The sequence below is a fragment of the Streptomyces sp. JLBJ103 genome (genome assembly GCF_058215575.1).
Map to the genome: position 1 here is coordinate 3,445,694 of NZ_CM177089.1, position 20,591 is coordinate 3,466,284.

Consider the following 20,591-nt stretch of genomic DNA (forward strand, 5'->3'; position numbering starts at 1 on the left):
TGAGCGCTCCGCGGGAAGGGCCCGAACCGGCCCTCAGCCCACCGGCCCCGCCGCACCGGGCGGGGCCGTGGGCGCTCCTGGGAGCCGGATCCAGGCGACGGTGCCGCCGCCCTCCGCCGGCCGCAGCCCCACCTCGCCGCCGGACTGCTGGACGGCGCGGGCCACGATCGAAAGCCCCAGACCGGAGCCGGGCAGGCTGCGGGCGGACGGCGAGCGCCAGAACCGCTCGAAGACATGCGGCAGTTCATCGTCGGCGATGCCCGGCCCCCGGTCCCGCACGGTCAGCTCCCCGCCGCTGAGCATCACATCGACCACACCGCCCGGAGGGCTGAACTTCACGGCGTTGTCGAGCAGATTGACCAGCGCCCGTTCCAGGGCCGCCGGTTCCCCGCGGACGTACCAGGGGTTCAGCGCGGCGTCGACGGTCAGCCCCACCCCGCGCAGCCGGGCCCGCTCCACCGCGGTCAGCGCCACCTCGTGCAGCGCGACCACCTGGAGCGGCTCGCTGCCGGGCGGCACATCCGGCCGGGCCAGTTCCTGGAGATCGCCGATCAGCGCGGCCAGTTCGGTCACCTGGGCCTTGACGCTGGCCATCAGTGCGTCGCGGTCGGCGGCCGGCAGCGCGCGGCCGGTCTCCTCACTGCGCACCAGCAGCTCCACATTGGTGCGCAGTGAGGTGAGCGGGGTGCGCAGCTCATGTCCGGCGTCCGCGATCAGCTGCTGCTGGCGGTCGCGGGAGGAGGCGAGGGCGGCCGCCATGGCGTTGAAGGACCGGGACAGCCGCGCGATCTCGTCGTCGCCCTTGGCGGGAATGCGTACGGCCAGGTCCTCGGTGCGGGCCACATGCTCGACCGCCTCGGCCAGCTGGTCCACCGGTCTCAGCCCGGTCCGGGCGATCCACAGCCCCGCCACCCCGGCGCCGAGCACCCCGACGCCCGCGACCACCAGCATCACCAGGGCGAGGGTGTTCAGCGGCTCGGTGACCTCGTTCAGGGGGCGGGAGACGGAGACGGCCATCGGGGGGATGCCGTCCTGGGGGGAGGTGACGAAGGTGTACACCCGCATCCGGGTGCCGTCCCCCGCCTTGCTGTCGTGGGTGACGCTGTTCAGCCGCCCCTGGGCCACCGCGATGTCGTCCCCGGTCACCTTGACCGCGCGGGAGCCCCGGGCGACGCACCGGTCGCCGTCGGGCAGCACCAGCTGCACATCGGAGGCGCCGGGGCGGGATCCGGCGCCCGGCTGGGACTGCGACGAGCAGTTGTTCTGCGCCTCCACCAGATCGCGGACATAGACCCCGGAGACATCGTGAAGCTTGGCGTCCAGCGCGCTGGTCAGCTGCTCCCGGGTGACGAACCAGCAGGCGAACGCGGACACCGCCACCGCCACCGCCACCGCGACCGCGGTCAGCAGCGCCAGCCGGGAACGCAGCGGCAGCCGGGAACGCAGTGGTCCACCTCCGGTCATGAGGGATCGCCGTCCGCCGGCCGCAGGACATAGCCCACCCCGCGGACGGTGTGCACCAGCCGCGGTTCACCGCCCGCCTCCGTCTTGCGGCGCAGATACATGACGTACACATCAAGTGAGTTGGACGAGGGCTCGAAGTCGAAGCCCCACACCGCCTTGAGGATCTGCTCCCGCGTGAGCACCTGGCGGGGATGGGCGAGGAACATCTCCAGCAGGGTGAACTCGGTCCGGGTCAGCTCGACTCTGCGCGTCCCGCGCGTCACCTCGCGGGTCGCCAGGTCCATCCGCAGATCGCCGAAGGTGAGCGCGTCGTCCTCGGCCACTGCCTCGTGCGCGGTGGCCGCGTAGGAGCTGCGGCGCAGCAGGGCGCGGATACGGGCGAGCAGCTCGTCGAGTTCGAAGGGTTTGACAAGGTAGTCGTCGGCCCCCGCGTCCAGCCCGGTGACCCGGTCGCCGACGGTGTCCCGGGCGGTGAGCATCAGCACCGGTACGGTCACCCCGGTCGCGCGCAGCCGCCGGGCGGCGGTCAGCCCGTCCATCCGCGGCATCAGCACATCGAGCACGATCAGCTCGGGTTTCCAGCTGCCTGCCTTCTCCAGCGCCTCCAGACCATCGACGGCGGTCTCGGTCGTATAGCCCTCGAAGACCAGGCTGCGCCGCAGGGCTTCGCGGACGGCCGGCTCGTCGTCGACGATCAGGATGCGGGCGGGCTGATCGCCGTGGTCGGCGGGGTTCATGGGCCGGGTTCCTCACAAGTGGCGGTGGGCGCTGATCATCTCCGCGCCGGACGGTGGCGGGGTGCCTCGCCGGGCGGTGGCGGGCGCCCTGCCGGACGGGGCCGGGCGCCGCTGCCAGCCTCGCACGCCGCCGCGGACGCGCTGGGTCAGGAGTCGGTGCCACCGTCGCGCAGGGTGTCGAGATCGGCCTTGAGGGTGTTGACCGGGATCGAGAAGCCGAGGCCGACGCTGCCCGCGCTGCCGCCGGAGGCGCGCTCCGAAGCCGAGGAGTACATCGCCGAGTTGATGCCGATCACCTGGCCCTTCATATTGATCAGGGCGCCGCCGGAGTTGCCGGGGTTGAGCGAGGCATCGGTCTGGATGGCCTTGTAGGACGTGGTGGAGGAGCCGACATCGCCGTTGTACTTGCCGCCGCCGAACTCGAAGGGCCACCGCCCGCCGTCCTGCCCCTGCCCCTGGTCCTCACCGGTGGAGACGGTGACCTTGCGGTCGAGGGCGGAGACGATTCCGCTGGTGACGGTACCGGTCAGCCCTTCGGGCGAGCCGATGGCCACCACCTGGTCACCCACCTGGACCTGGCTGGAGTCGCCGAGGGTCGCGGGCTTGAGTCCGCTCGCGCCCTTCACCTTGATCAGTGCGAGGTCCTTGCCCTTGTCGGTGCCGACGACCGACGCGGTCCTGGTGCTGCCGTCGTGGAAGGACACCTTGACCGAGTCCGCGCCGGAGATCACATGGTTGTTGGTGATGATCTCGCCGTCGCGGGTGAGCACCACCCCGGAGCCGGTGGCCTTGCCCTCCGCCGAGGAGGCGCTGATCTCGACGATGCTCGGGCTCACCGCCGCCGCCACGGCCGCGACCCCGTTGTCACCGCGGGAGTCGGCGTTGACGACCGGGGTGGAGATCTCGGTGGCGGGCTTGTCCATGGCCCGGACGGCCAGGGCCGACGCCCCGCCGCCGACCAGCGCGGCGGCCACCGCCACCGCCGCGATCAGCGCCATGGAGCGCGGTGCGCGGCGCCTGCCCCGGCCGCCGCCGGGCCGCGGCTCGTCCGCGAAGCCGGCGGTGCCCGCACCGCCGCCCGCACCGCCGGACCCGCCCGGCCACACGGTGGCCCCGGAGGGGGTGACGACCGGCTGCGGGGGCTGATACGGGGGCGGCGCGGGGTGGCCGGGCATACCGCCGTAGGAGAAGGGCTGGGGCTCGTCGTCGCGGCTGGGGCGCGTGGTGTCTGTCATGGTCCGACGGTGTCGCGCGCAGATGAGAGCAGCGTGAGGAGCGCCTGAGAAGCCCGGCAGAAACCGGTATGCCCGAGATAAAGACGAGCCCGCGGCCCCCCGGCCCGATGTGTCCGGCCCGATGTGTCCGGCTCGATATGCCCGGCACGATGTGTCCGGCCCGATATGTCAGGAGCAGCCGCAGGAGCGCCGGACCACCAGCGCCGACGGGAACTGCTTGACCCGCTCCCGGCGCGAGCCGGCCCGTACGCCGTCGTCCAGCACCAGGTCCACCGCGGCCCGCGCCATCGCCGGGCGGTCGGAGCCGACCGTGGTCAGCGGCGGATCGGTGAGCCCGGCTTCCTTCACATCGTCGAAGCCCGCGACCGCCAGCTGCCCGGGGACGTCGATCCGCAGCTCACGCGCCGCCCGCAGCACACCGAACGCCTGGTCGTCGGTGGCACAGAAGATGGCCGGGGGCCGGTCGGGGCCGGCCAGCAGCTCCAGCGCGACCTGGTAGGCGTCGTAGCGGTTGTACGGGGCCTGGAAGAGCCGTCCCTCGGTGGACCGCCCGGCCTCCCGCATGGCCCGGCGCCAGCCCTCGACATGGTCGGTCACCGGGTCGCCCACGGTGGGGGTTATCTCGGTGCCGCCCAGGCAGGCCACGTATTCATGGCCGTGCTCCAGCAGATGACGCACCGCCAGCTGGGCACCGCCGATGTCGTCCAGCACCACGGCCACGTCGTCGATCGCCTCGGGGCGCTCGTGGAGCAGCACCACCCGGGCGTCCCATGCCTCGATCTCGGCGGCGGCGTTCTCGCTGGGGCCCTGGCTGATGAGGATCAGCCCGGACACCCGCATCCCCAGGAAGGCGCGCAGATAGTGCACTTCGCGGTCGTCGAGGTAGTCGGAGTTGCCGACCAGCACCATCTTTCCGCGCTCGGCGGCCGCCTGCTCGACGGCGTGTGCCATCTCCGCGAAGAACGGCTGCCGGGCGTCCGGGACGATCAGCCCTATCAGGTCGGTCCGGCGGCTCGCCATCGCCTGCGCGACGCGGTCCGGCCGGTAGCCGAGCTCCTTGATCGCGGCAAGCACCCGCTCGCGCGTGGCCGGGGCGACCGGCCTTGGTCCGTTATTGATGACGTAGCTGACGACCGCGGTCGAGGTCCCCGCCAGTCTTGCCACATCATCCCGCGTCACCTTGGCCACGCGCGGCAGTCTACGCGGGTCGAGCTAGGGATTGGCGGGTCGTGCGGTACCCGCTTTCGCCGCGGGCCGCGCACTGTCCCCGCGGGCCCCGGCGGTGGGGTCCGGACCGTCGCCGCGGGCGGCGCCCCCGCCCGGCGCCTTGGCCCGGGCCTCCCCGGCGGCGCGCTCGACCTTCTCGGGCACGACGAAGCGGTAGCCCACGTTCCGCACGGTCCCGATCAGGGACTCGTGCTCCGGGCCCAGCTTGGCGCGCAGCCGCCGGACATGGACGTCGACCGTGCGGGTGCCGCCGAAGTAGTCGTAGCCCCAGACCTCCTGGAGCAGCTGGGCGCGGGTGAAGACCCGGCCGGGGTGCTGGGCGAGGTACTTCAGCAGCTCGAACTCCTTGAATGTGAGATCGAGCACACGGCCCTTGAGCTTGGCGCTGTAGGTGGCCTCGTCGACGGAGAGATCGCCGGTGCGGATCTCCATCGGGCTGTCGTCGGTGGTGATCTGCTGGCGGCCCATGGCCAGCCGCAGCCGGGCCTCCACCTCGGCCGGACCCGCGGTGTCCAGCAGTACGTCGTCGATGCCCCAGTCGGCGGTGACGGCGGCGAGACCGCCCTCGGTCACCACCAGGACCAGCGGGCAGCCGGGGCCGGTGGACCGCAGCAGCTGGCACAGGCTGCGGACCTGCGGCAGCTCGCGGCGGCCGTCGATCAGGATGACGTCGGCGCCCGGGGTGTCCACCAGGGCCGGGCCCTCCGCGGGGGCGACCCGCACACTGTGCAGCAGCAGGCCGAGGGCGGGGAGCACCTCCGTCGAGGGCTGGAGTGCGTTGGTCAGCAGCAGGAGGGAACTCATCGTCCACCACCCGCCTCGGTTGTGGTCCTGACATTGAGCACGCTTCGCTCGCCCATTACCTCGGTTCCTCCTCGGTCCCTTGCGAGAGGGGCACCTCCCAGGCAGCGCCTGGGGGAGTCTGCGGCTTCTTCTCCGGCTGGTTCTTCGGCTGGTTCTTCGGCTAATTCGTCGTACGGTCAGCTCCGCGCCCTTGGAGCGTGTGCCCGCTCATGCGCGCACCGTGCTCCTGAAAGCACAAAAGGACCCGGGGGCAACGCTGCCCGGATCCTCTTCACAGCAGAATAACCCACATGACATCCGGAGGAGAGGCTCGATCTGCTCGTCGTTCCGTGCCGTCGGTCACTGCGCGCGACCACAGGGCCACACTGCTGACGGCGGACGGGGTTCCGATCGAGGCCCGTTACGAGCCGTCCCCGGCACCTGCCGCACCCCCCGCGGACACCCTCGCGCTGGTGGTCGCACACGGTTTCACCGGTGGTCTCGAGCGCCCGGCGCTACGGCGGGTGGCGAGGGCGTTCGCCCAGCACACGGCCGTGATCACGTTCTCGTTCCGGGGGCATGGCCGGTCCGGCGGCCGGTCCACGGTGGGCGACCGGGAGGTGCTGGACCTGGCCGAGGCCGTGTGCTGGGCGCGGCGGCTCGGCCATCGGCGGGTCGTCACGGTCGGCTTCTCGATGGGCGGCTCGGTAGTGCTCCGGCATGCCGCGCTCTATGGATCGAACGGCGAAAATCAGCCGTCCGACGGAACCGGGAGCGGGGAGCGCGAGGGGCGCACGGAGGCGCGCGCCGATGCGGTGATCTCCGTGAGCGCTCCCGCCCGCTGGTACTACCGAGGAACCGCGCCGATGCGACGGGTGCACTGGGCGATCACGCGCCCCGCCGGACGGCTGGTCTCCCGCTACGGGCTGCGCACCCGGATCGACGGCCGCGGCTGGGACCCCGAACCGCTGCCGCCGGTGGCCGCCGCACCGCTGATCGCGCCGACTCCGCTGCTGATCGTGCACGGCGACCGGGATCCGTACTTCCCGCTGGACCATCCGCGGATGCTGGCGGCGGCGGCCGATCCGTCGTCCACACAGCTGTGGATCGAGCCGGGGTTCGGCCATGCGGAGACGGCGGCGCCGGACGGTCTGCTGGAGCGGGTGGCGGGCTGGGCGCTGGCCCACGCCTAGGTCCTGTCCTGTCGATCTTCGTGGATCAGCCCGCGGCGTCTGGTGAGGGGGCACCTCCCAGCGGTAGCTGGGGGAGGATCGCAGCAGGGTCGTCCTCGTACTGGGCGTACTCGGATGATCCCGACAACGCGGCGAGGCGCGGTGCCAGGCGTCGCGGGCCCGCGAAGATCGGCAGGACAGGGGCTGAGGGGCCGCCGCGCGGCACCCGGGGGCGCCCGGGGCCGGAAGACCTCCCCGGCCCCGGCGCCCCCGCTCACTCCGCCTCGACGGCCGCCTCCGCGAACTGCGCCGTGTAGAGCCGGGCGTACGCACCCTCCGCCGCCAGCAGGGCGTCATGGGTGCCCTGTTCCACGATCTGCCCGTGCTCCATCACCAGGATGACGTCGGCGTCGCGGATGGTGGACAGCCGGTGTGCGATGACAAAGCTGGTGCGGCCTGTCCGCAGTGAGGCCATCGCCCGCTGGATGAGCACCTCGGTACGGGTGTCCACCGAGCTGGTCGCCTCGTCCAGCACCAGGATCGACGGCTCCGAGAGGAACGCGCGGGCGATCGTGATCAGCTGCTTCTCACCGGCGCTGACATTGGAGCCCTCCTCGTCGATCACCGTGTCGTAGCCGTCGGGCAGGGTCCGGACGAAGCGGTCCACATAGGTGGCCTTCGCCGCCTCCACGATCCGCTCGAAGCTCGCACCCTGCGCGCCGTACGCGATGTTGTCCGCGATCGTGCCGCCGAACAGCCAGGTGTCCTGGAGCACCATGCCGATGTGGGAGCGCAGCTCCTCGCGTGACATCGCGGCGATGTCCACTCCGTCCAGAGTGATCCGCCCGCCGCTGACGTCGTAGAACCGCATCAGCAGATTGACCAGGGTGGTCTTCCCGGCGCCGGTCGGCCCGACGATGGCCACGGTCTGGCCGGGCCGCACCGACAGCGAGAGGCCGTCGATCAGCGGCTTGTCCGGCTGGTAGCGGAAGGCGACCTCCTCGAACTCGACCTGGCCGCGCACCGACCCGCGCACGGTCTCCGGCCGCGGCGCCGCCTCCGGGTCCTGGCTCTGCTCGTCGGCGTCCAGCAGCTCGAAGACGCGCTCGGCCGACGCCACCCCGGACTGCACCAGGTTGGCCATCGAGGCCACCTGGGTGAGCGGCTGGCTGAACTGCCGGGAGTACTGCACAAATGCCTGGACGTCACCGATCGACAGCGCGCCGCTCGCCACCCGCAGCCCGCCGACGACCGCCACCAGCACATAGTTGAGATTGCCGATGAACATCATCGCGGGCTGGATCAGCCCGGAGATGAACTGGGCCTTGAAGCCCGCCTCGTACAGCTTCTCGTTCTGCTCGCGGAAAAGCTCCGCGGACTCCTTCTCCCGCCCGAAGACCTTCACCAGCGAGTGGCCGGTGTACATCTCCTCGATATGGGCGTTGAGCTTGCCGGTGGTCTTCCACTGGCTGACGAACTGCGGCTGGGCCCGCTTGCCGACCCTGGTGGCGACCACCACCGACACCGGGACGGTGACCAGCGCCACCAGCGCCAGCAGCGGCGAGATCCAGAACATCATCGTCAGCACCCCGACGATGGTCAGCAGCGAGGTCATGACCTGGCTGAAGGTCTGCTGAAGCGTCTGCTGGATGTTGTCGACGTCGTTGGTGGCGCGGGAGAGCACCTCACCGCGCGGCTGCCGGTCGAAGTACGACAACGGCAGCCGCGCCAGCTTGTGTTCGACGTCCTCCCGCAGCCGGAAGACCACCCGCTGGACCACCACCATGGCCACCCGCCCCTGGACCAGGCCCAGCAGCGAGGCGAACACATAGATCGCCAGCACCCACAGCAGCACATCGCCGACCGCGCCGAAGTCGATGCCCTGGCCGGGGTGGACGTCCATGGACGCGACCATGTCGGCCAGCGTGTCCTGGCCGTCCCGGCGCAGCCGCTCGACGGCCTGCTCCTTGGTGACGCCGTCGGGCAGCTGACGCCCGATGATGCCCGCGAAGATCAGGTCGGTCGCCCGGCCGAGGATCAGCGGGCCCAGCACCGACAGGGTCACGCTGACCGCGCACAGGGCGAGCACGGCCAGCACGATCCCGCGCTCGGGACGCAGCCTGCCCAGCAGCCGGCGGCCGGAGCCGCGGAAGTCCATGGACCGCTCGGTGGGCTGGCCGCCCATGAAGCGGGCGGGCCCGGCGGCGGGCGCCGGGCCTCTGCGGGGCGCCGGGGTACTCATGAACGGCCCTTCGAAGACGCGTACGGGAACGACGGACGGCGGAAGCGGAGGAGGGCTCGCGACGAGGTGGTCATGCGGCTTCCCGCTCGGTGAGCTGGGAAAGCACGATCTCGCGGTAGGTCTGGTTGTCCGCCATCAGCTCGGTGTGGGTGCCGGTGCCCACGACCCGCCCGGCGTCGAGGACCACGATCTGGTCGGCGCCGCGGATGGTGGACACCCGCTGGGCGACGATGACCACGGTCGCGTCCCGCGTCTGGTCCGTGAGCGCCGCCCGCAGCCGGGCGTCGGTGGCGTAGTCGAGCGCCGAGAAGGAGTCGTCGAAGAGGTAGACCGAGGGCTTGCGGACCAGGGCGCGGGCGATGGCCAGCCGCTGCCGCTGACCGCCGGAGACATTGGAGCCGCCCTGGGCGATGGCCGCGTCGAGCCCGCCCTCCATGGCCTCCACGAAGTCCCGGGCCTGGGCCGTCTCCAGGGCCCGCCACAGCTCCTCGTCGGTGGCGTCCGGCTTGCCGTAGCGCAGATTGGAGGCCACGGTGCCGGAGAAGAGGTACGGCTTCTGCGGGACGAGCCCGATGGTCTGCGACATCACCTGGGTGTCCAGGTCGCGTACGTCCACACCGTCGATGTGGACGCTGCCGTCGGTCGCGTCGAACAGCCGGGGCACCAGCCCCAGGAGGGTGGACTTGCCGCTGCCGGTCGAGCCGATCACGGCGGTGGTCCGGCCGGGCCGGGCGATCAGGGAGATCTCGCGGAGCACGGGCTCCTCGGCGCCGGGGTAGCGGAACTCCACGCCCCGCAGCTCCAGCAGACCGCGCCCGCCGCCGGTGGCCGTGGGCGCGACCGGCACCAGCGGCGGGACCACGCTGGTCCGGGTGTCCAGCACCTCCTGGATGCGCTCGGCGCACACCTCGGCGCGCGGCACCATCATGAACATGAAGGTGGCCATCATGACCGCCATCAGAATCTGCATCAGATAGCTGAGGAACGCGGTCAGCGCGCCGATCTCCATACCGCCGCTGTCGATCCGGTGTCCGCCGAACCAGACCACGGCCACGCTGGAGACGTTCACCACCAGCATCACCGCGGGGAACATCAGCGCCATCAGCCGCCCGGCGCGCAGCGAGACGTCCATCAGGTCGCTGTTGGCACCGGTGAAGCGGTCGCGTTCATGGGCGTCGCGGACGAAGGCGCGGATGACCCGGATCCCGGTGATCTGCTCGCGCAGCACCCGGTTGACGGTGTCGATGCGCTCCTGGACGCCGCGGAACAGCGGACGCATCCTGCGGATGATCAGGCTGACGATGATCCCGAGGACCGGGACGATCAGCAGCAGCAGCGCGGAGAGCGGAACGTCCTGGTTGAGCGCCATGATCACGCCGCCGATGCACATGATCGGCGCGGAGACCATCAGGGTGAAGGCCATCAGGCACAGCATCTGCACCTGCTGGACGTCATTGGTGGTCCGGGTGATCAGCGAGGGCGCCCCGAAGTGGCCCATCTCACGGGCGGAGAAGGACTGCACCCGGTCGAAGACCGCGGCCCGTACGTCCCGGCCGAGCGCCATGGCGGTACGGGCGCTGAAGTAGACGGCGCCGATGGCTCCCACGATCTGGGCGAAGGTGACGGCGATCATGAAACCGCCGATGCGCAGGATGTAGCCGGTGTCGCCCTGCACCACCCCGCCATCGATGATGTCGGCGTTGAGCGTGGGGAGATAGAGCGTCGCCAGCGTCTGTACCAGCTGCAACAGCACGATCAGCACGATCGTTCGGCTATGGGGTCTGAGATACACCCGTATGAGTCGGACCAGCACACCCAAACAGTAAGCGAGAGCACCGACACCGGGCCCGTCCTTTTCGGGGCCGCCGTTGGTCCCGGACCGGTGCCCGCACCCGTCATCATGGAGGCGGCAGAAGACGGGAAGGGATCGCGATGGCGATGAAGAACGCGCCGGCCGGCACCATCAGGTACTGGGCCGCGGCCCGCGCGGCGGCCGGTACCTCCGAGGAGCCGTACGCGGCGGCGACGCTGGCCGAGGCGCTCGACGCGGCACGGCAGCGGCACACCGCGCGCCCGGAGTTCACGCGGGTGCTGATGCGCTGTTCGTTCCTGGTCGACGGCACGCCCGTCGGCACCCGCGACCACAAGACGATCCAACTGGCCGAGGGCGGCACGGTCGAGGTGCTCCCGCCGTTCGCAGGAGGGTGACCCCGAGGTCATGAGCAACCAGCCGCACAACCCGCAGAACCCGTACGAGCCCTCTGGTCCGTACGGGTCCCCGGAGACGCCGTACGGGGGACCGCAGCCGCCCGCCGATCCGTACGGAAGCTGGGACCAGGGCTGGTACGACCCGGGCCACGACCAGGCCGGGCAGCCGCAGCAGGGGCAGGGACAGGGGTACGACGGCCGGCACGCCCAGCACGCGCAGCACCACGGCCAGCAGGCCCAGCAGCACGGCCGGCACGGCCAGCAGGCCCAGCAGCACGGCCGGCACGGCCAGCAGGCCCACGCCGCCCCGCACGCCCAGCAAGCCCAGCAAGCCCAGCAAGCCCAGCAAGCCCAGCAGCAGGGTCACGCTCCGCACCCGGGTCACGCCCAGCAGCAGGCGTACGGCCAGCACCCGCAGCCGTACCCGGACCCCTACGCCGCCGCGCAGCAGGGGCATCAGCAGGGCTACCCGCAGCAGTCGTACACCCCCGGCTGGGATCAGCAGCACCAGCAGCCGTACCACCACCAGCAGCAGCCCGCCGCCGCGTTCGCCGCGCACGGCCCCCAGGGCCCCGCCCCCGCCATGGCGGCCCCGGCCGACATGGCGGCCCCGGGCGGTCCGGAGCACTCGTCCACCGGGGCGCCCGCCCCGTCCGAGGAGGAGTCCCGGCCACTCACCGCCGCTGAGAAGGCCCGCGCCGAAGGCCGTCCCCAGATCCTCCACCCCGGTCTTGTCCCGGCCGCCGTGACCGCCGCCATCGCCGCGGCTCTCGCGGGGGCCGCGCCGCTGGGCCGCCCCGCGGTCGCCGTCGTGGTGGCACTGCTCCAGGCGGTCACGGCCGCGGGCTGGTTCCGGCTGAACGGCATGTGGCCCGCCCGGCAGGGCATCGCGCTCGCCTACGCGGGCGGGCTGGCCGCGACCGCCGGGCTGCTCGCCACCGAGCCGGTGCACGCCCCGACGGTGATCATGGGCACGCTCGGGGTCTGGCTGCTGCTGGTGCTGGTGCTCCAGCTGCGCAGCCACAGCGCGCCGGACGAGCGGCTGTACGGCCTGACCGCCACCGTGGCCTCCACCGCCCTCGCCGTGATCGCGGCCGGATACCTGGCCACGGCCGCGGAGTCCGCCGACGCCGTGGTGGTGGGCGCGGCCGGAGTGGCGGTCGCCGTACTGGTGCGGGCGGCGCCGCTGCCGATCGTGGTGTCCGTGGTCGTGGCGCTGCTCGCCGCGGCGGGCGCGGGCGCCGGGGCCGCACAGCTCACCGGCACCGGCGCCACGGACGCCGCCGTACTGGGTCTGGCGGCCGGGGTGTGCGCGCTGATCGGCCACCGGGTGGCGAGCTACGACTACCCCTCCCGCTTTGTGCACATGACCGCCGGGGTGGCGCTGCCGCTCGCGGCCGCCGCCCCCGTCGTCTATGTGATCGGCCGCGCACTGGTCTGACATTCCGGACCCCTGGCTCATCGCGCCGGTTAGGCTCACAACCTCAGGCGAGCGCCTGACCGAGAGCCAGGGGGACCCACAGCACATGCGCGCACTACGCATCACACTGATCGTCGCCGTGATACTCGGCGGACTCTTCGTCGCCGCGGACCGCATCGCGGTGAGCATCGCCGAGACCAAGGCCGCGGACAAGATCAAGACCTCTCAGGGGCTGATCGGCACACCCGATGTCTCGATCAAGGGCTTTCCGTTCCTCACCCAGGTCGCGGGCAAGGAGCTGGACGAGGTCGACATCAGCATGGAGGGGCTGACGACGGACGCGGGCAACGGCCGCAGCGTCCGGGTCTCCGAACTCGACGCCCAGCTGCACACGGTGGACGTCTCGAGCGACTACTCATCCGCCACCGCGGACCGCGCCACCGGCACGGCCCACATCAGCTACGCGGACCTCTCGCGCGCCGCGGGCCCCGGGATCACGGTCTCCTACGACCCGTCGGGCAAGAACCGGGTCAAGATCACCGGCAGTCTGCTGGGCTTCACCCTCACCGCGCACTCCACCATCACCGTGGTGAACGGGGACACCATCAAGCTGCACGCCGACTCCATCCCCGGCGGCACCATCCCGCGCTGGGAGGAGAAGGTCCGGGAGCGCACCGACATGGAGCGCAAGGTGGGCGGGCTGCCGACCGGGATGCGGCTGGACACGGTGAAGACCGACAAGGACGGCATGGACATCTCGGTCGCGGGGAACAACGTCGAACTGGCGGGCTGAGCGGCACACCCGAGGTCGCCCAGGCGCCCCGGCGTCCCCGGCACCCCCGCCCGGACATACGTCGACGGACGCCTGTTCCAGGCAGTGAGACGATCCCGTCCGCGATAACAGATGCCCACCGCCGCCACCTGGCACGCCGACGCCTCCCCCGGGGCACCCTCCGATCGTCATCCCACATAGCGGACAATCACGTCTCACCATCCGACACGCCGGTGACACGCCCACCGGTCCGTCCCTACGATCGGACTCATGAAGCGACAGGCGGATCTCACGAAGCGGCGGGCAGTCGACCTGTGCCGCGTCGCCGCCATGCTCTGTCACGCCGTCTGAGACGAGGATGCGTGGCCGCCGACGAGATGCCCCGGCCCGCCCCGCCTCGGCCCGTCAGCCGGATCTTCCCGCACTTCGCTCGTACGCTCGCAACCGAGCCCGCCTCGCGCCGTCCGAGCGTGCCCTTACCGCCGCAACTGCCCCGGAGGAGAGACACATGAGCCGCAGTGACGTCCTGGTGGACGCCGACTGGGTACAGGCCCGCCTCGATGACCCCAAGACGGTCATCGTCGAGGTCGACGAGGACACCTCGGCCTACGACAAGAACCACATCAGGAACGCCATCCGGATCGACTGGAAGAAGGACCTCCAGGACCCGGTGCGCCGTGACTTCGTCGACCAGGCCGGCTTCGAGAAGCTGCTGTCCGGCAAGGGCATCGCCAACGACGACACGGTCGTCCTCTACGGCGGCAACAACAACTGGTTCGCGTCCTACGCCTACTGGTACTTCAAGCTCTACGGCCACCAGGACGTCAAGCTGCTCGACGGCGGCCGCAAGAAGTGGGAGCTGGACTCCCGCGACCTGGTCGCCGAGGTCCCGGCCCGCGCGGCCACCCAGTACAAGGCCAAGCCGCAGGACGCCTCGATCCGCGCGTTCCGCGACGACGTCGTCGCGGCCATCGGCTCGCTGAACCTGGTGGACGTCCGCTCCCCCGACGAGTTCTCCGGCAAGCTGCTCGCCCCGGCCCACCTTCCGCAGGAGCAGTCGCAGCGTCCGGGCCATGTGCCCACCGCCCGCAACATCCCGTGGTCCAAGTCGGCCAACGACGACGGCACCTTCAAGTCCGACGCGGAGCTCAAGGAGCTCTACGAGGGCGAGGGCGTGGACCTGGCCAAGGACACCATCGCCTACTGCCGCATCGGTGAGCGCTCCGCCCACACCTGGTTCGTCCTGCACGAGCTGCTCGGCCAGAGCAACGTCAAGAACTACGACGGCTCCTGGACCGAGTACGGCTCCCTCGTCGGCGTTCCGATCGAGCTCGGCGCCAACAGCTGACCCCCTCTCTCCCCCCGACGTAAGGACAGACATCCATGTGTGGAGCCCAGGCCGGCGGTCCCGACGCCTCGACGATCAAGCCCGGTGAGACCACGATCCAGGGGTCGGTGACCCGCGACGGCGAGCCGGTGACCGGCTACGTCCGCCTGCTGGACAGCACCGGCGAGTTCACCGCCGAGGTCCCCACCTCCGCGACCGGACAGTTCCGCTTCTACGCCGCCGAGGGCACCTGGACGCTGCGCGCCCTGGTTCCCGGCGCCACCGCGGACCGCACGGTCGTCGCCCAGAAGGGCGGTCTGGCGGAGGTCGCCATCACCGTCTGACGCCACACCGCGCGTCATACGCACGGCGGGAGGGCCGTACCCCGGGGTTGGACGCCTCGGCGGGGTACGGCCCTCCCGTCTGTCCGCGGCCTCGGCCCAGGCCCGCGGGGAGCGCCGCGCATCAGCTGCCCGCGCGGCGCCCCCGGACGTACCCTGGGGATATGTACGCGCGACGCCGCCACGCATATTTCTTCCTGATGGGCGCGTGTCTGACGCTCTTCATCTCGGCCTGGGCCTTTGTGCGTCTGTGGTCGGTCCCGGCCGCCGTCGTGATGTGCATCGTCGCCATGGTGATCCCCCCGCTCGCGGCCATCGTCGCCAACCGCCGGGGCCCGGACGACCGCTGGTGGGACGAGTCGGGGGACGAGGAGTCCGACCGGTGGTGGCGGGAGCTGGACGAGTACAACCACCGCCACTGACCCGGCATCGGCCTCAGTAGACGACCGCCTGGACGCCGTCCTGCATGATCTCGCTCACGAAGACCTGGGAGCCCGCGATCCGCGCCCCCTCGATCAGGTCCTTCTCCTCGATCTCCCGGCGGGCCGCGCACTGGGTGCACACCGTGATCGTGCCGCCCGCGAGGATCCCCTCGATCAGCTCCGGCAGCGGTGCCGCGTGCGGCAACTCGAACTCCGCCGCCCGCCCCGGGAGCGCGAACCACGTGGACTCACCGGTCAGCCACAGCGAGACCGCCACCCCGCTCGCCACGGCCACCGCCGCCACCGTGAACGCCTGAGAGCACCGCTCGGGCGCGTCCGCGCCCGCCGTCACCTTGATCACCAGCTTCTTCGCCATACGGCAAGCCTAGGCTCGGGGCCTCGCGACGCCTCCCGCCGGACCGCCGACTAGACTCGGCCCCGGTCCGTCATCCGTTCCACCGTCCCTCCGCGGCCCGCGGAGCCGGGGACACCGTTCGAGGAGCGCGCTCGTGCTTGAGGCAGTCTTCACCACGCTGATGATCCTGGTCGCCGTCGCCACCCTTGGCTTCTGCGCACTCACCTGGAAGAAGCTCTTCCAGGGCCAGCGCTGATCCGCGCTCCCGCACCACCGCCACCGACCGCCCACCGACAGATCGCCTGAGTCCATGATCGAGATTCCCTCCGACCTCCACCCTGACCTGGTACCGCTCGTCTTCCTCCTGGGCAACTGGGAAGGGGCCGGTGTCTCGGACTTCCCTGGCGCCGAGAAGTGCAACTTCGGCCAGGAGGCGACCTTCACCCACGACGGGCGCGACTTCATCGAGTACGTCTCGCACACCTGGGTGCTGGACTCCGAGGGCAAGAAGGTCCGCCCGCTGGAGTCCGAGACCGGCTACTGGCGGATCGACAAGGACCGCAAGGTCGAGGTCGTGATGTGCCGCGACCAGGGCATCGTCGAGGTCTGGTACGGCGAGCTGGCCGACGGCAAACCGCAGATCGACCTGGCCACCGACGCCGTGGCGCGCACCGCCGCCTCCGGACCGTACTCGGGCGGCAAGCGGCTCTACGGCTATGTCAACAGCGATCTGATGTGGGTCGGCGAGAAGGCCACCCCCGAGGTGGAGCTGCGGCCGTACATGTCGGCGCATCTGAAGAAGGTCGTCGACCCGCGCGCATGGGCCAAGGACCTCAAGGACCTGCCGGACGACGGCATCGCCTTCTTCCGCTGAGGCTCCACCGGCCCCCGCCTACACTGGCTTCGTGGCGACCACCGACTGGAAGACCGATCTGCGGGAGCGCGGCTATCGGCTGACCCCGCAGCGTCAGCTTGTGCTGGAAGCCGTCGATCACCTGGAGCATGCCACTCCGGACGACATCCTCACCGAGGTCCGCCGCACCGCGAGCGGGGTCAACATCTCCACGGTCTACCGCACCCTGGAGCTGCTGGAGGAACTGGGCCTGGTCAGCCATGCCCATCTGGGCCACGGCGCCCCCACGTACCACCTCGCCGACCGGCACCACCACCTCCACATGGTGTGCCGGGACTGCACGGATGTGATCGAGGCCGATGTGTCGGTGGCCGAGGCGTTCACCCGGCGGCTGCGGACCGACTTCGGTTTCGACACCGATATGAAGCACTTCGCGCTCTTCGGCCGGTGCGCCGACTGCACCGCCAAGCGGGGTGCCGAGCAGGGCGCTGAGCAGGGTGCCGAGCGGGGCTCCGACGACTCGGCCAAGGGCCGAGCGGCCAAGTCGTAGGCTGAAGCTCATGAAGAGCCCTTTGCTGTCGCTGCCCGGCGCCGTCCCCGGCGAGGGCCCCGACGAAGGCGTCGCCGCCCACTACGGCGACCTGTTCCGCGAGCAGCGCACGCTCGCCGAGGGATCCGGCTTTGTGGACCTCTCGCACCGCGGGGTGGTCACCGTCTCCGGAGCCGACCGGCTGAGCTGGCTGCATCTGCTGCTCACCCAGCACGTCGAGGAACTCCCTGCCGGACAGGCCACCGAGGCGCTGATCCTCTCCGCTCACGGCCATATTGAACACGCGCTCTACATCGTCGACGACGGTGAGACCACCTGGGCCCATGTGGAACCCGGGAGCCAGGGCGATCTGATCGCGTACCTGGAGAGCATGAAGTTCTTCTACCGGGTCGAGATCGCCGACCGCACCGAGGAGTACGCGGTGGTCCACCTCCCGGCCGGAAGCATCACCGAGGTCCCCGAGGACACGGTGGTCCGGGAGACCCCGCACGGCCGCGATCTGTTCCTGCCACGCGAGCGGCTGGAGTCCTTCGTCGAGACCGCCGGACCGCCCATCGGGGTGCTGGCGTATGAGGCGCTGCGCGTCGAGGCGCACCGGCCGCGGCTCGGCCTGGAGACCGACCACCGCACCATCCCGCACGAGCTGGGCTGGATCGGCAGCGCGGTCCATCTCCAGAAGGGCTGCTACCGCGGCCAGGAGACCGTGGCCCGGGTGCACAACCTGGGCAAACCGCCGCGGCGGCTGGTCTTCCTGCACCTCGACGGCAGCGAGGTGAAGCTGCCCGGCCACGGCGCGCCCATACGTCTGGCCGCGGATGGCGAGGAGGGCCGCCAGCTGGGCTTTGTCACCTCCTCCGCCCGCCATCACGAACTGGGGCCGATCGCGCTGGCGCTGGTGAAGCGGAACGTTCCGGTGGACGCGGAGCTGCTGGCGGATACGACGGCGGCGGCTCAGGAAGTCGTCGTCGAGCCCTGACCGCTCCGCGCGGTGCGGTGGCTTTGGGGCCGTCCTTGCGGCTGCGGCTGCGGCCGCGTCGTGGCTGGTCACGCTGTTATCTGCGGCCGCGTCGTGGCTGGGCGCGCAGTTCCCCGCGCCCCTTGCGGGGCTCCGCCGTGGCCCGGCGGTCTTGCGGCCGCAGCCGCGCGGGGGCTCGTCCTCCCGGCGGACGGGTCAGAGCACGTCGCTGGCGGTGTCCGCGAGTCGGCTGCGGGCGGCTCGCGCGGCCGGGAGGGCCGCCGCGGCCACCGCGCCGGCCACCGCCGCGGCGCCGATCAGCACCAGCACACCCAGCGGCGGGGCCTGGGCGATCCCCGCGCCCATGCCGCTGCTGCGGCCCTGGAGGTCGATCATCCAGCCGGAGGCGAACGTCCCGATCACCGTGCCCGCCAAGGCAGCGGCCAGCGCGGTGAATCCGGTCCCGGCCACGATCACCGCCGCGATCTGGCGCGGGGTCAGCCCGATCGCCTTGAGCGCGAGCAGATCGCGGCGGCGGTCGCGTACCGCCGCGCCGATCGTCGTCGACAGTTCGGCCAGGCCGATCAGCCCGAGCACCGCGATCAGTCCGAGGGTCACCCCGCGGACGGCCGAGAGCCGGTCGGCCGGGTTGGGGATCTCCCGCACCTCCAGCCGGCCGTGCGAGGCGTCGGCCAGGGAGGCGCTGACCGCCTCGGGCCTGGCGCCGGGGCGCAGGCCCAGGTGGTAGAAGTCCGGCTCCAGCTTCGGGTCGCGTTCGCGGAGGGTGTCGATCGAAGTGGAGATCACCCGGCCGCCCTGCTCCGGCTCGATGCTGCGCCCGACGATATGCAGCACCTGAGGACTGCCGCCGACCGTCATCCGGACCCAGTCGCCGACCTTCACATCGAGCAGGTCCAGCAGACCCTGTCCGGCCACCGCCTCGTCCTCGCCGTGGGCGGGGCGTCCTTCGGCGACGGAGAACGGATAGGGGTGCCGGTCGGTGCCCAGCCCCTGGAGGGTGATCGTCCCGGTCTGCCCGGGGACCAGCGCCTCGGTCTCGGTGCCCGGGTAGACGGCGGTGACCTCGGGGTCCTTGCTCAGCAGGGCGCGGATCCGGGCGTCGGAGAGCCCCTCGGCGCGGGCGGCGAGCGGGGCGGCAAGACCGATCTTCTCCGGGTGGCTCTCGAACCGGTCCAGGGTGGTCCAGGTCCCCACGGCGACCGTGATCAGCAGCAGCGGCAGGGCGAGCCGCCCGATGGACGCGAGGGAGCGCACCGGACGGTGGAAGGCACCGCGCCAGCCGAGCACCAGCGCGGGCGGCAGCCGCATCCCGAGCGCCCGCCGGGCGGTGCCGGACATCCGGCGGCCGGGGTCGGTGGCGGCGCGGGCGACCGGCACCGGCGGCACCCGGCCCGCGCGCCAGGCGGCCAGGCAGGTGGCGGCGGCGATGAAGACAACGGCGCCGCCCACGATCGCGAACGGGGCCCAGCGGTGCTCCGGAAGCGCCTGCCACAGCGCCACCGCCTCCCCTATCCGGCCGGGCAGACGCGGGCCCAGCACCTCGGCGAGGGCCGCGCCGCAGACCACGCCCAGCAGTGACAGACCCAGGTGCTGGACCAGGAACATCCGCACGACCTGGCCGGGGGCGAAGCCGATCGCCTTGAGCACCGAGATGTCCCGCAGATGGCCACGGACCCGGGTGGTGATCGCACCGCCCACCGCCAGCGCCGCGGCCAGCAGCGCGCCGAGCCCGAACAGGCCGAGCAGCTGGCCCAGGAGCCGGTCGTCGCCCGCCGCCTCGGCCCGCGCCCGCTGCCACAGCGAGATTCCGGTGACCTGGTCGGCGCCGAGTTCGGTGACCGCCCGCTGCACCGCGAAGTCGGTGTCCGTCGGGTCCTGCAACCGCAGTCCGATGGCCTGGCCGAGGTGGTCGGGGCGCATTTCGACCGAGCCGAGAGTGGTGGGCAGCACCCAGCCGACGCCCGGGGTCTCGCCCGGGTCGAAGCGCGGTTCGGCGGTCTCCGCGACGCCCGCGACCCGCAGCGTACGGGCCTTCTCCCCGGGGGCGCGGACGGAGAGCGCATCGCCCGGTTCGGCCCACAGGGCGCGGGCGACCGAACTCTCCAGCACGATGCCGTCGCGTGTGCCCGCGGAGAGCCAGTGGCCGTTGGTGATCAGCGGACGGGCGGTCTCCGGCTCCTCGGGTCCGGCGGCGCGCAGCTCCAGGGAGGCGCGGGCACCGCCGCGTTCGAGGGTGGCGCGGGCGGTGCGGAACGGTCCGGAGGCGGCCTCGACCCCGTCCTGCTTCGCCAGCGATGCGGCGTCAGCGGCGGCCCGGGTGTGGATCCACACATGGGCGCCGGAGGACTGGGTGAACACCCGCTGCCAGGGGTTGGCCGCATAGGCGAAGAACGCGCTCGCCAGCAGCAGCGAGACGATGATCCCGGCGGTGGCGAGCACGGTGAACAGGGCCGCGCCGCGGTGTGCCCGCAGATCGGCGTGTGCCCAGCGCAGGGTGGCCCGCACCG

Annotated in this window: 20 protein-coding genes; 11 read left to right on the forward strand and 9 right to left on the reverse strand. The window is 71.7% G+C overall.

Features of this window, described 5'->3' with window-relative positions; all coding sequences use genetic code 11:
* Nucleotides 1-33 precede the first annotated feature (33 nt).
* The 5 genes from AC4BEG_RS15045 to AC4BEG_RS15065 form a co-directional block, all read right to left on the reverse strand.
* A complete protein-coding gene (locus AC4BEG_RS15045) occupies nucleotides 34-1,464 on the reverse strand; it encodes a sensor histidine kinase (RefSeq protein WP_490706386.1) in 1,431 nt (476 codons plus the stop codon).
* Nucleotides 1,461-2,201, reverse strand: a complete 741-nt coding sequence (locus tag AC4BEG_RS15050; protein WP_490706387.1) for a response regulator transcription factor — start codon at nucleotides 2,199-2,201, stop codon at nucleotides 1,461-1,463. Before AC4BEG_RS15050 ends, AC4BEG_RS15045 begins: the two co-directional genes overlap by 4 nt.
* Nucleotides 2,202-2,347: 146 nt before the next feature.
* Nucleotides 2,348-3,436 carry a S1C family serine protease gene (locus tag AC4BEG_RS15055; RefSeq protein ID WP_490706388.1) on the reverse strand — a complete coding sequence of 363 codons (1,089 nt, stop codon included), beginning with the start codon at nucleotides 3,434-3,436 and terminating at the stop codon, nucleotides 2,348-2,350.
* A gap of 168 nt (nucleotides 3,437-3,604) precedes the next feature.
* Nucleotides 3,605-4,624 carry a LacI family DNA-binding transcriptional regulator gene (locus AC4BEG_RS15060; protein WP_490706389.1) on the reverse strand — a complete coding sequence of 340 codons (1,020 nt, stop codon included), beginning with the start codon at nucleotides 4,622-4,624 and terminating at the stop codon, nucleotides 3,605-3,607.
* A 24-nt stretch (nucleotides 4,625-4,648) separates the two neighbouring features.
* On the reverse strand, nucleotides 4,649-5,467 hold the full coding sequence (locus AC4BEG_RS15065; RefSeq protein ID WP_490706390.1) for a winged helix-turn-helix transcriptional regulator: 819 nt from the start codon (nucleotides 5,465-5,467) through the stop codon (nucleotides 4,649-4,651).
* 290 nt (nucleotides 5,468-5,757) lie between these two features.
* On the opposite strand from AC4BEG_RS15065, the gene AC4BEG_RS15070 reads away from it, so the two are divergent.
* Nucleotides 5,758-6,639 carry an alpha/beta hydrolase gene (locus AC4BEG_RS15070; RefSeq protein ID WP_490706391.1) on the forward strand — a complete coding sequence of 294 codons (882 nt, stop codon included), beginning with the start codon at nucleotides 5,758-5,760 and terminating at the stop codon, nucleotides 6,637-6,639.
* A gap of 253 nt (nucleotides 6,640-6,892) precedes the next feature.
* On the opposite strand, the gene AC4BEG_RS15075 is transcribed toward AC4BEG_RS15070, so the two are convergent.
* Both AC4BEG_RS15075 and AC4BEG_RS15080 read right to left on the reverse strand, forming a co-directional pair.
* A complete protein-coding gene (locus AC4BEG_RS15075) occupies nucleotides 6,893-8,860 on the reverse strand; it encodes an ABC transporter ATP-binding protein (protein WP_490706392.1) in 1,968 nt (655 codons plus the stop codon).
* A gap of 70 nt (nucleotides 8,861-8,930) precedes the next feature.
* Nucleotides 8,931-10,673, reverse strand: a complete 1,743-nt coding sequence (locus AC4BEG_RS15080; protein ID WP_490706393.1) for an ABC transporter ATP-binding protein — start codon at nucleotides 10,671-10,673, stop codon at nucleotides 8,931-8,933.
* Between the two features lie 119 nt (nucleotides 10,674-10,792).
* Here AC4BEG_RS15080 and AC4BEG_RS15085 point away from each other — a divergent pair, with 119 nt between their 5' ends.
* The 7 genes from AC4BEG_RS15085 to AC4BEG_RS15115 all read left to right on the forward strand — a co-directional run bounded on the left by AC4BEG_RS15085 (nucleotide 10,793) and on the right by AC4BEG_RS15115 (nucleotide 15,350).
* Nucleotides 10,793-11,068 (forward strand): MoaD/ThiS family protein, encoded by a 276-nt coding sequence (locus AC4BEG_RS15085; RefSeq protein WP_490706394.1) that lies wholly within the window; start codon nucleotides 10,793-10,795, stop codon nucleotides 11,066-11,068.
* Nucleotides 11,069-11,078: 10 nt separating this feature from the next.
* Entirely contained in the window at nucleotides 11,079-12,509 is a 1,431-nt protein-coding gene (locus tag AC4BEG_RS15090; RefSeq protein WP_490706395.1) for a hypothetical protein, read from the forward strand.
* A gap of 85 nt (nucleotides 12,510-12,594) precedes the next feature.
* Nucleotides 12,595-13,281 carry an LmeA family phospholipid-binding protein gene (locus tag AC4BEG_RS15095; RefSeq protein WP_490706396.1) on the forward strand — a complete coding sequence of 229 codons (687 nt, stop codon included), beginning with the start codon at nucleotides 12,595-12,597 and terminating at the stop codon, nucleotides 13,279-13,281.
* A gap of 249 nt (nucleotides 13,282-13,530) precedes the next feature.
* The gene (locus tag AC4BEG_RS15100; RefSeq protein ID WP_362448143.1) at nucleotides 13,531-13,611 is read left to right on the forward strand and encodes a putative leader peptide; all 81 of its coding nucleotides are present in this window, start codon (nucleotides 13,531-13,533) and stop codon (nucleotides 13,609-13,611) included.
* A gap of 157 nt (nucleotides 13,612-13,768) precedes the next feature.
* Nucleotides 13,769-14,608 (forward strand): sulfurtransferase, encoded by an 840-nt coding sequence (locus tag AC4BEG_RS15105; protein ID WP_490706397.1) that lies wholly within the window; start codon nucleotides 13,769-13,771, stop codon nucleotides 14,606-14,608.
* Nucleotides 14,609-14,643: 35 nt separating this feature from the next.
* Nucleotides 14,644-14,931, forward strand: coding sequence for a DUF1416 domain-containing protein (locus AC4BEG_RS15110; RefSeq protein ID WP_201881375.1), 288 nt, complete (start codon nucleotides 14,644-14,646; stop codon nucleotides 14,929-14,931).
* 161 nt (nucleotides 14,932-15,092) lie between these two features.
* On the forward strand, nucleotides 15,093-15,350 hold the full coding sequence (locus AC4BEG_RS15115) for a DUF3099 domain-containing protein (protein ID WP_490706398.1): 258 nt from the start codon (nucleotides 15,093-15,095) through the stop codon (nucleotides 15,348-15,350).
* A 13-nt stretch (nucleotides 15,351-15,363) separates the two neighbouring features.
* On the opposite strand, the gene AC4BEG_RS15120 is transcribed toward AC4BEG_RS15115, so the two are convergent.
* The gene (locus AC4BEG_RS15120) at nucleotides 15,364-15,726 is read right to left on the reverse strand and encodes a DsrE family protein (protein ID WP_201881373.1); all 363 of its coding nucleotides are present in this window, start codon (nucleotides 15,724-15,726) and stop codon (nucleotides 15,364-15,366) included.
* Nucleotides 15,727-16,015: 289 nt separating this feature from the next.
* Here AC4BEG_RS15120 and AC4BEG_RS15125 point away from each other — a divergent pair, with 289 nt between their 5' ends.
* The 3 genes from AC4BEG_RS15125 to ygfZ are packed head-to-tail and all read left to right on the forward strand — an operon-like array spanning nucleotide 16,016 to nucleotide 18,084.
* Nucleotides 16,016-16,579, forward strand: a complete 564-nt coding sequence (locus tag AC4BEG_RS15125) for a heme-binding beta-barrel domain-containing protein (protein WP_490706399.1) — start codon at nucleotides 16,016-16,018, stop codon at nucleotides 16,577-16,579.
* Nucleotides 16,580-16,610: 31 nt separating this feature from the next.
* The gene (locus AC4BEG_RS15130) at nucleotides 16,611-17,108 is read left to right on the forward strand and encodes a Fur family transcriptional regulator (RefSeq protein ID WP_490706400.1); all 498 of its coding nucleotides are present in this window, start codon (nucleotides 16,611-16,613) and stop codon (nucleotides 17,106-17,108) included.
* A gap of 10 nt (nucleotides 17,109-17,118) precedes the next feature.
* Nucleotides 17,119-18,084 carry a CAF17-like 4Fe-4S cluster assembly/insertion protein YgfZ gene (ygfZ, locus tag AC4BEG_RS15135; protein ID WP_490706401.1) on the forward strand — a complete coding sequence of 322 codons (966 nt, stop codon included), beginning with the start codon at nucleotides 17,119-17,121 and terminating at the stop codon, nucleotides 18,082-18,084.
* Between the two features lie 195 nt (nucleotides 18,085-18,279).
* On the opposite strand, the gene AC4BEG_RS15140 is transcribed toward ygfZ, so the two are convergent.
* On the reverse strand, nucleotides 18,280-20,589 hold the full coding sequence (locus tag AC4BEG_RS15140; RefSeq protein ID WP_490706402.1) for an FtsX-like permease family protein: 2,310 nt from the start codon (nucleotides 20,587-20,589) through the stop codon (nucleotides 18,280-18,282).
* Between the last annotated feature and the right edge of the window lie 2 nt (nucleotides 20,590-20,591).

Coding starts and splice junctions, on each gene's coding strand:
- AC4BEG_RS15110 (WP_201881375.1), top strand. CDS start 14,644: ATGTGTGGAGCCCAGGCCGGCGGTCCCGACGCCTCGACGATCAAGCCC.
- AC4BEG_RS15085 (WP_490706394.1), top strand. CDS start 10,793: ATGGCGATGAAGAACGCGCCGGCCGGCACCATCAGGTACTGGGCCGCG.
- AC4BEG_RS15100 (WP_362448143.1), top strand. CDS start 13,531: ATGAAGCGACAGGCGGATCTCACGAAGCGGCGGGCAGTCGACCTGTGC.
- AC4BEG_RS15075 (WP_490706392.1), bottom strand. CDS start 8,860: ATGAGTACCCCGGCGCCCCGCAGAGGCCCGGCGCCCGCCGCCGGGCCC.
- AC4BEG_RS15065 (WP_490706390.1), bottom strand. CDS start 5,467: ATGAGTTCCCTCCTGCTGCTGACCAACGCACTCCAGCCCTCGACGGAG.
- AC4BEG_RS15070 (WP_490706391.1), top strand. CDS start 5,758: ATGACATCCGGAGGAGAGGCTCGATCTGCTCGTCGTTCCGTGCCGTCG.
- AC4BEG_RS15050 (WP_490706387.1), bottom strand. CDS start 2,201: ATGAACCCCGCCGACCACGGCGATCAGCCCGCCCGCATCCTGATCGTC.
- AC4BEG_RS15105 (WP_490706397.1), top strand. CDS start 13,769: ATGAGCCGCAGTGACGTCCTGGTGGACGCCGACTGGGTACAGGCCCGC.
- AC4BEG_RS15045 (WP_490706386.1), bottom strand. CDS start 1,464: ATGACCGGAGGTGGACCACTGCGTTCCCGGCTGCCGCTGCGTTCCCGG.
- AC4BEG_RS15120 (WP_201881373.1), bottom strand. CDS start 15,726: ATGGCGAAGAAGCTGGTGATCAAGGTGACGGCGGGCGCGGACGCGCCC.
- AC4BEG_RS15125 (WP_490706399.1), top strand. CDS start 16,016: ATGATCGAGATTCCCTCCGACCTCCACCCTGACCTGGTACCGCTCGTC.
- AC4BEG_RS15095 (WP_490706396.1), top strand. CDS start 12,595: ATGCGCGCACTACGCATCACACTGATCGTCGCCGTGATACTCGGCGGA.
- AC4BEG_RS15090 (WP_490706395.1), top strand. CDS start 11,079: ATGAGCAACCAGCCGCACAACCCGCAGAACCCGTACGAGCCCTCTGGT.
- ygfZ (WP_490706401.1), top strand. CDS start 17,119: ATGAAGAGCCCTTTGCTGTCGCTGCCCGGCGCCGTCCCCGGCGAGGGC.
- AC4BEG_RS15055 (WP_490706388.1), bottom strand. CDS start 3,436: ATGACAGACACCACGCGCCCCAGCCGCGACGACGAGCCCCAGCCCTTC.
- AC4BEG_RS15115 (WP_490706398.1), top strand. CDS start 15,093: ATGTACGCGCGACGCCGCCACGCATATTTCTTCCTGATGGGCGCGTGT.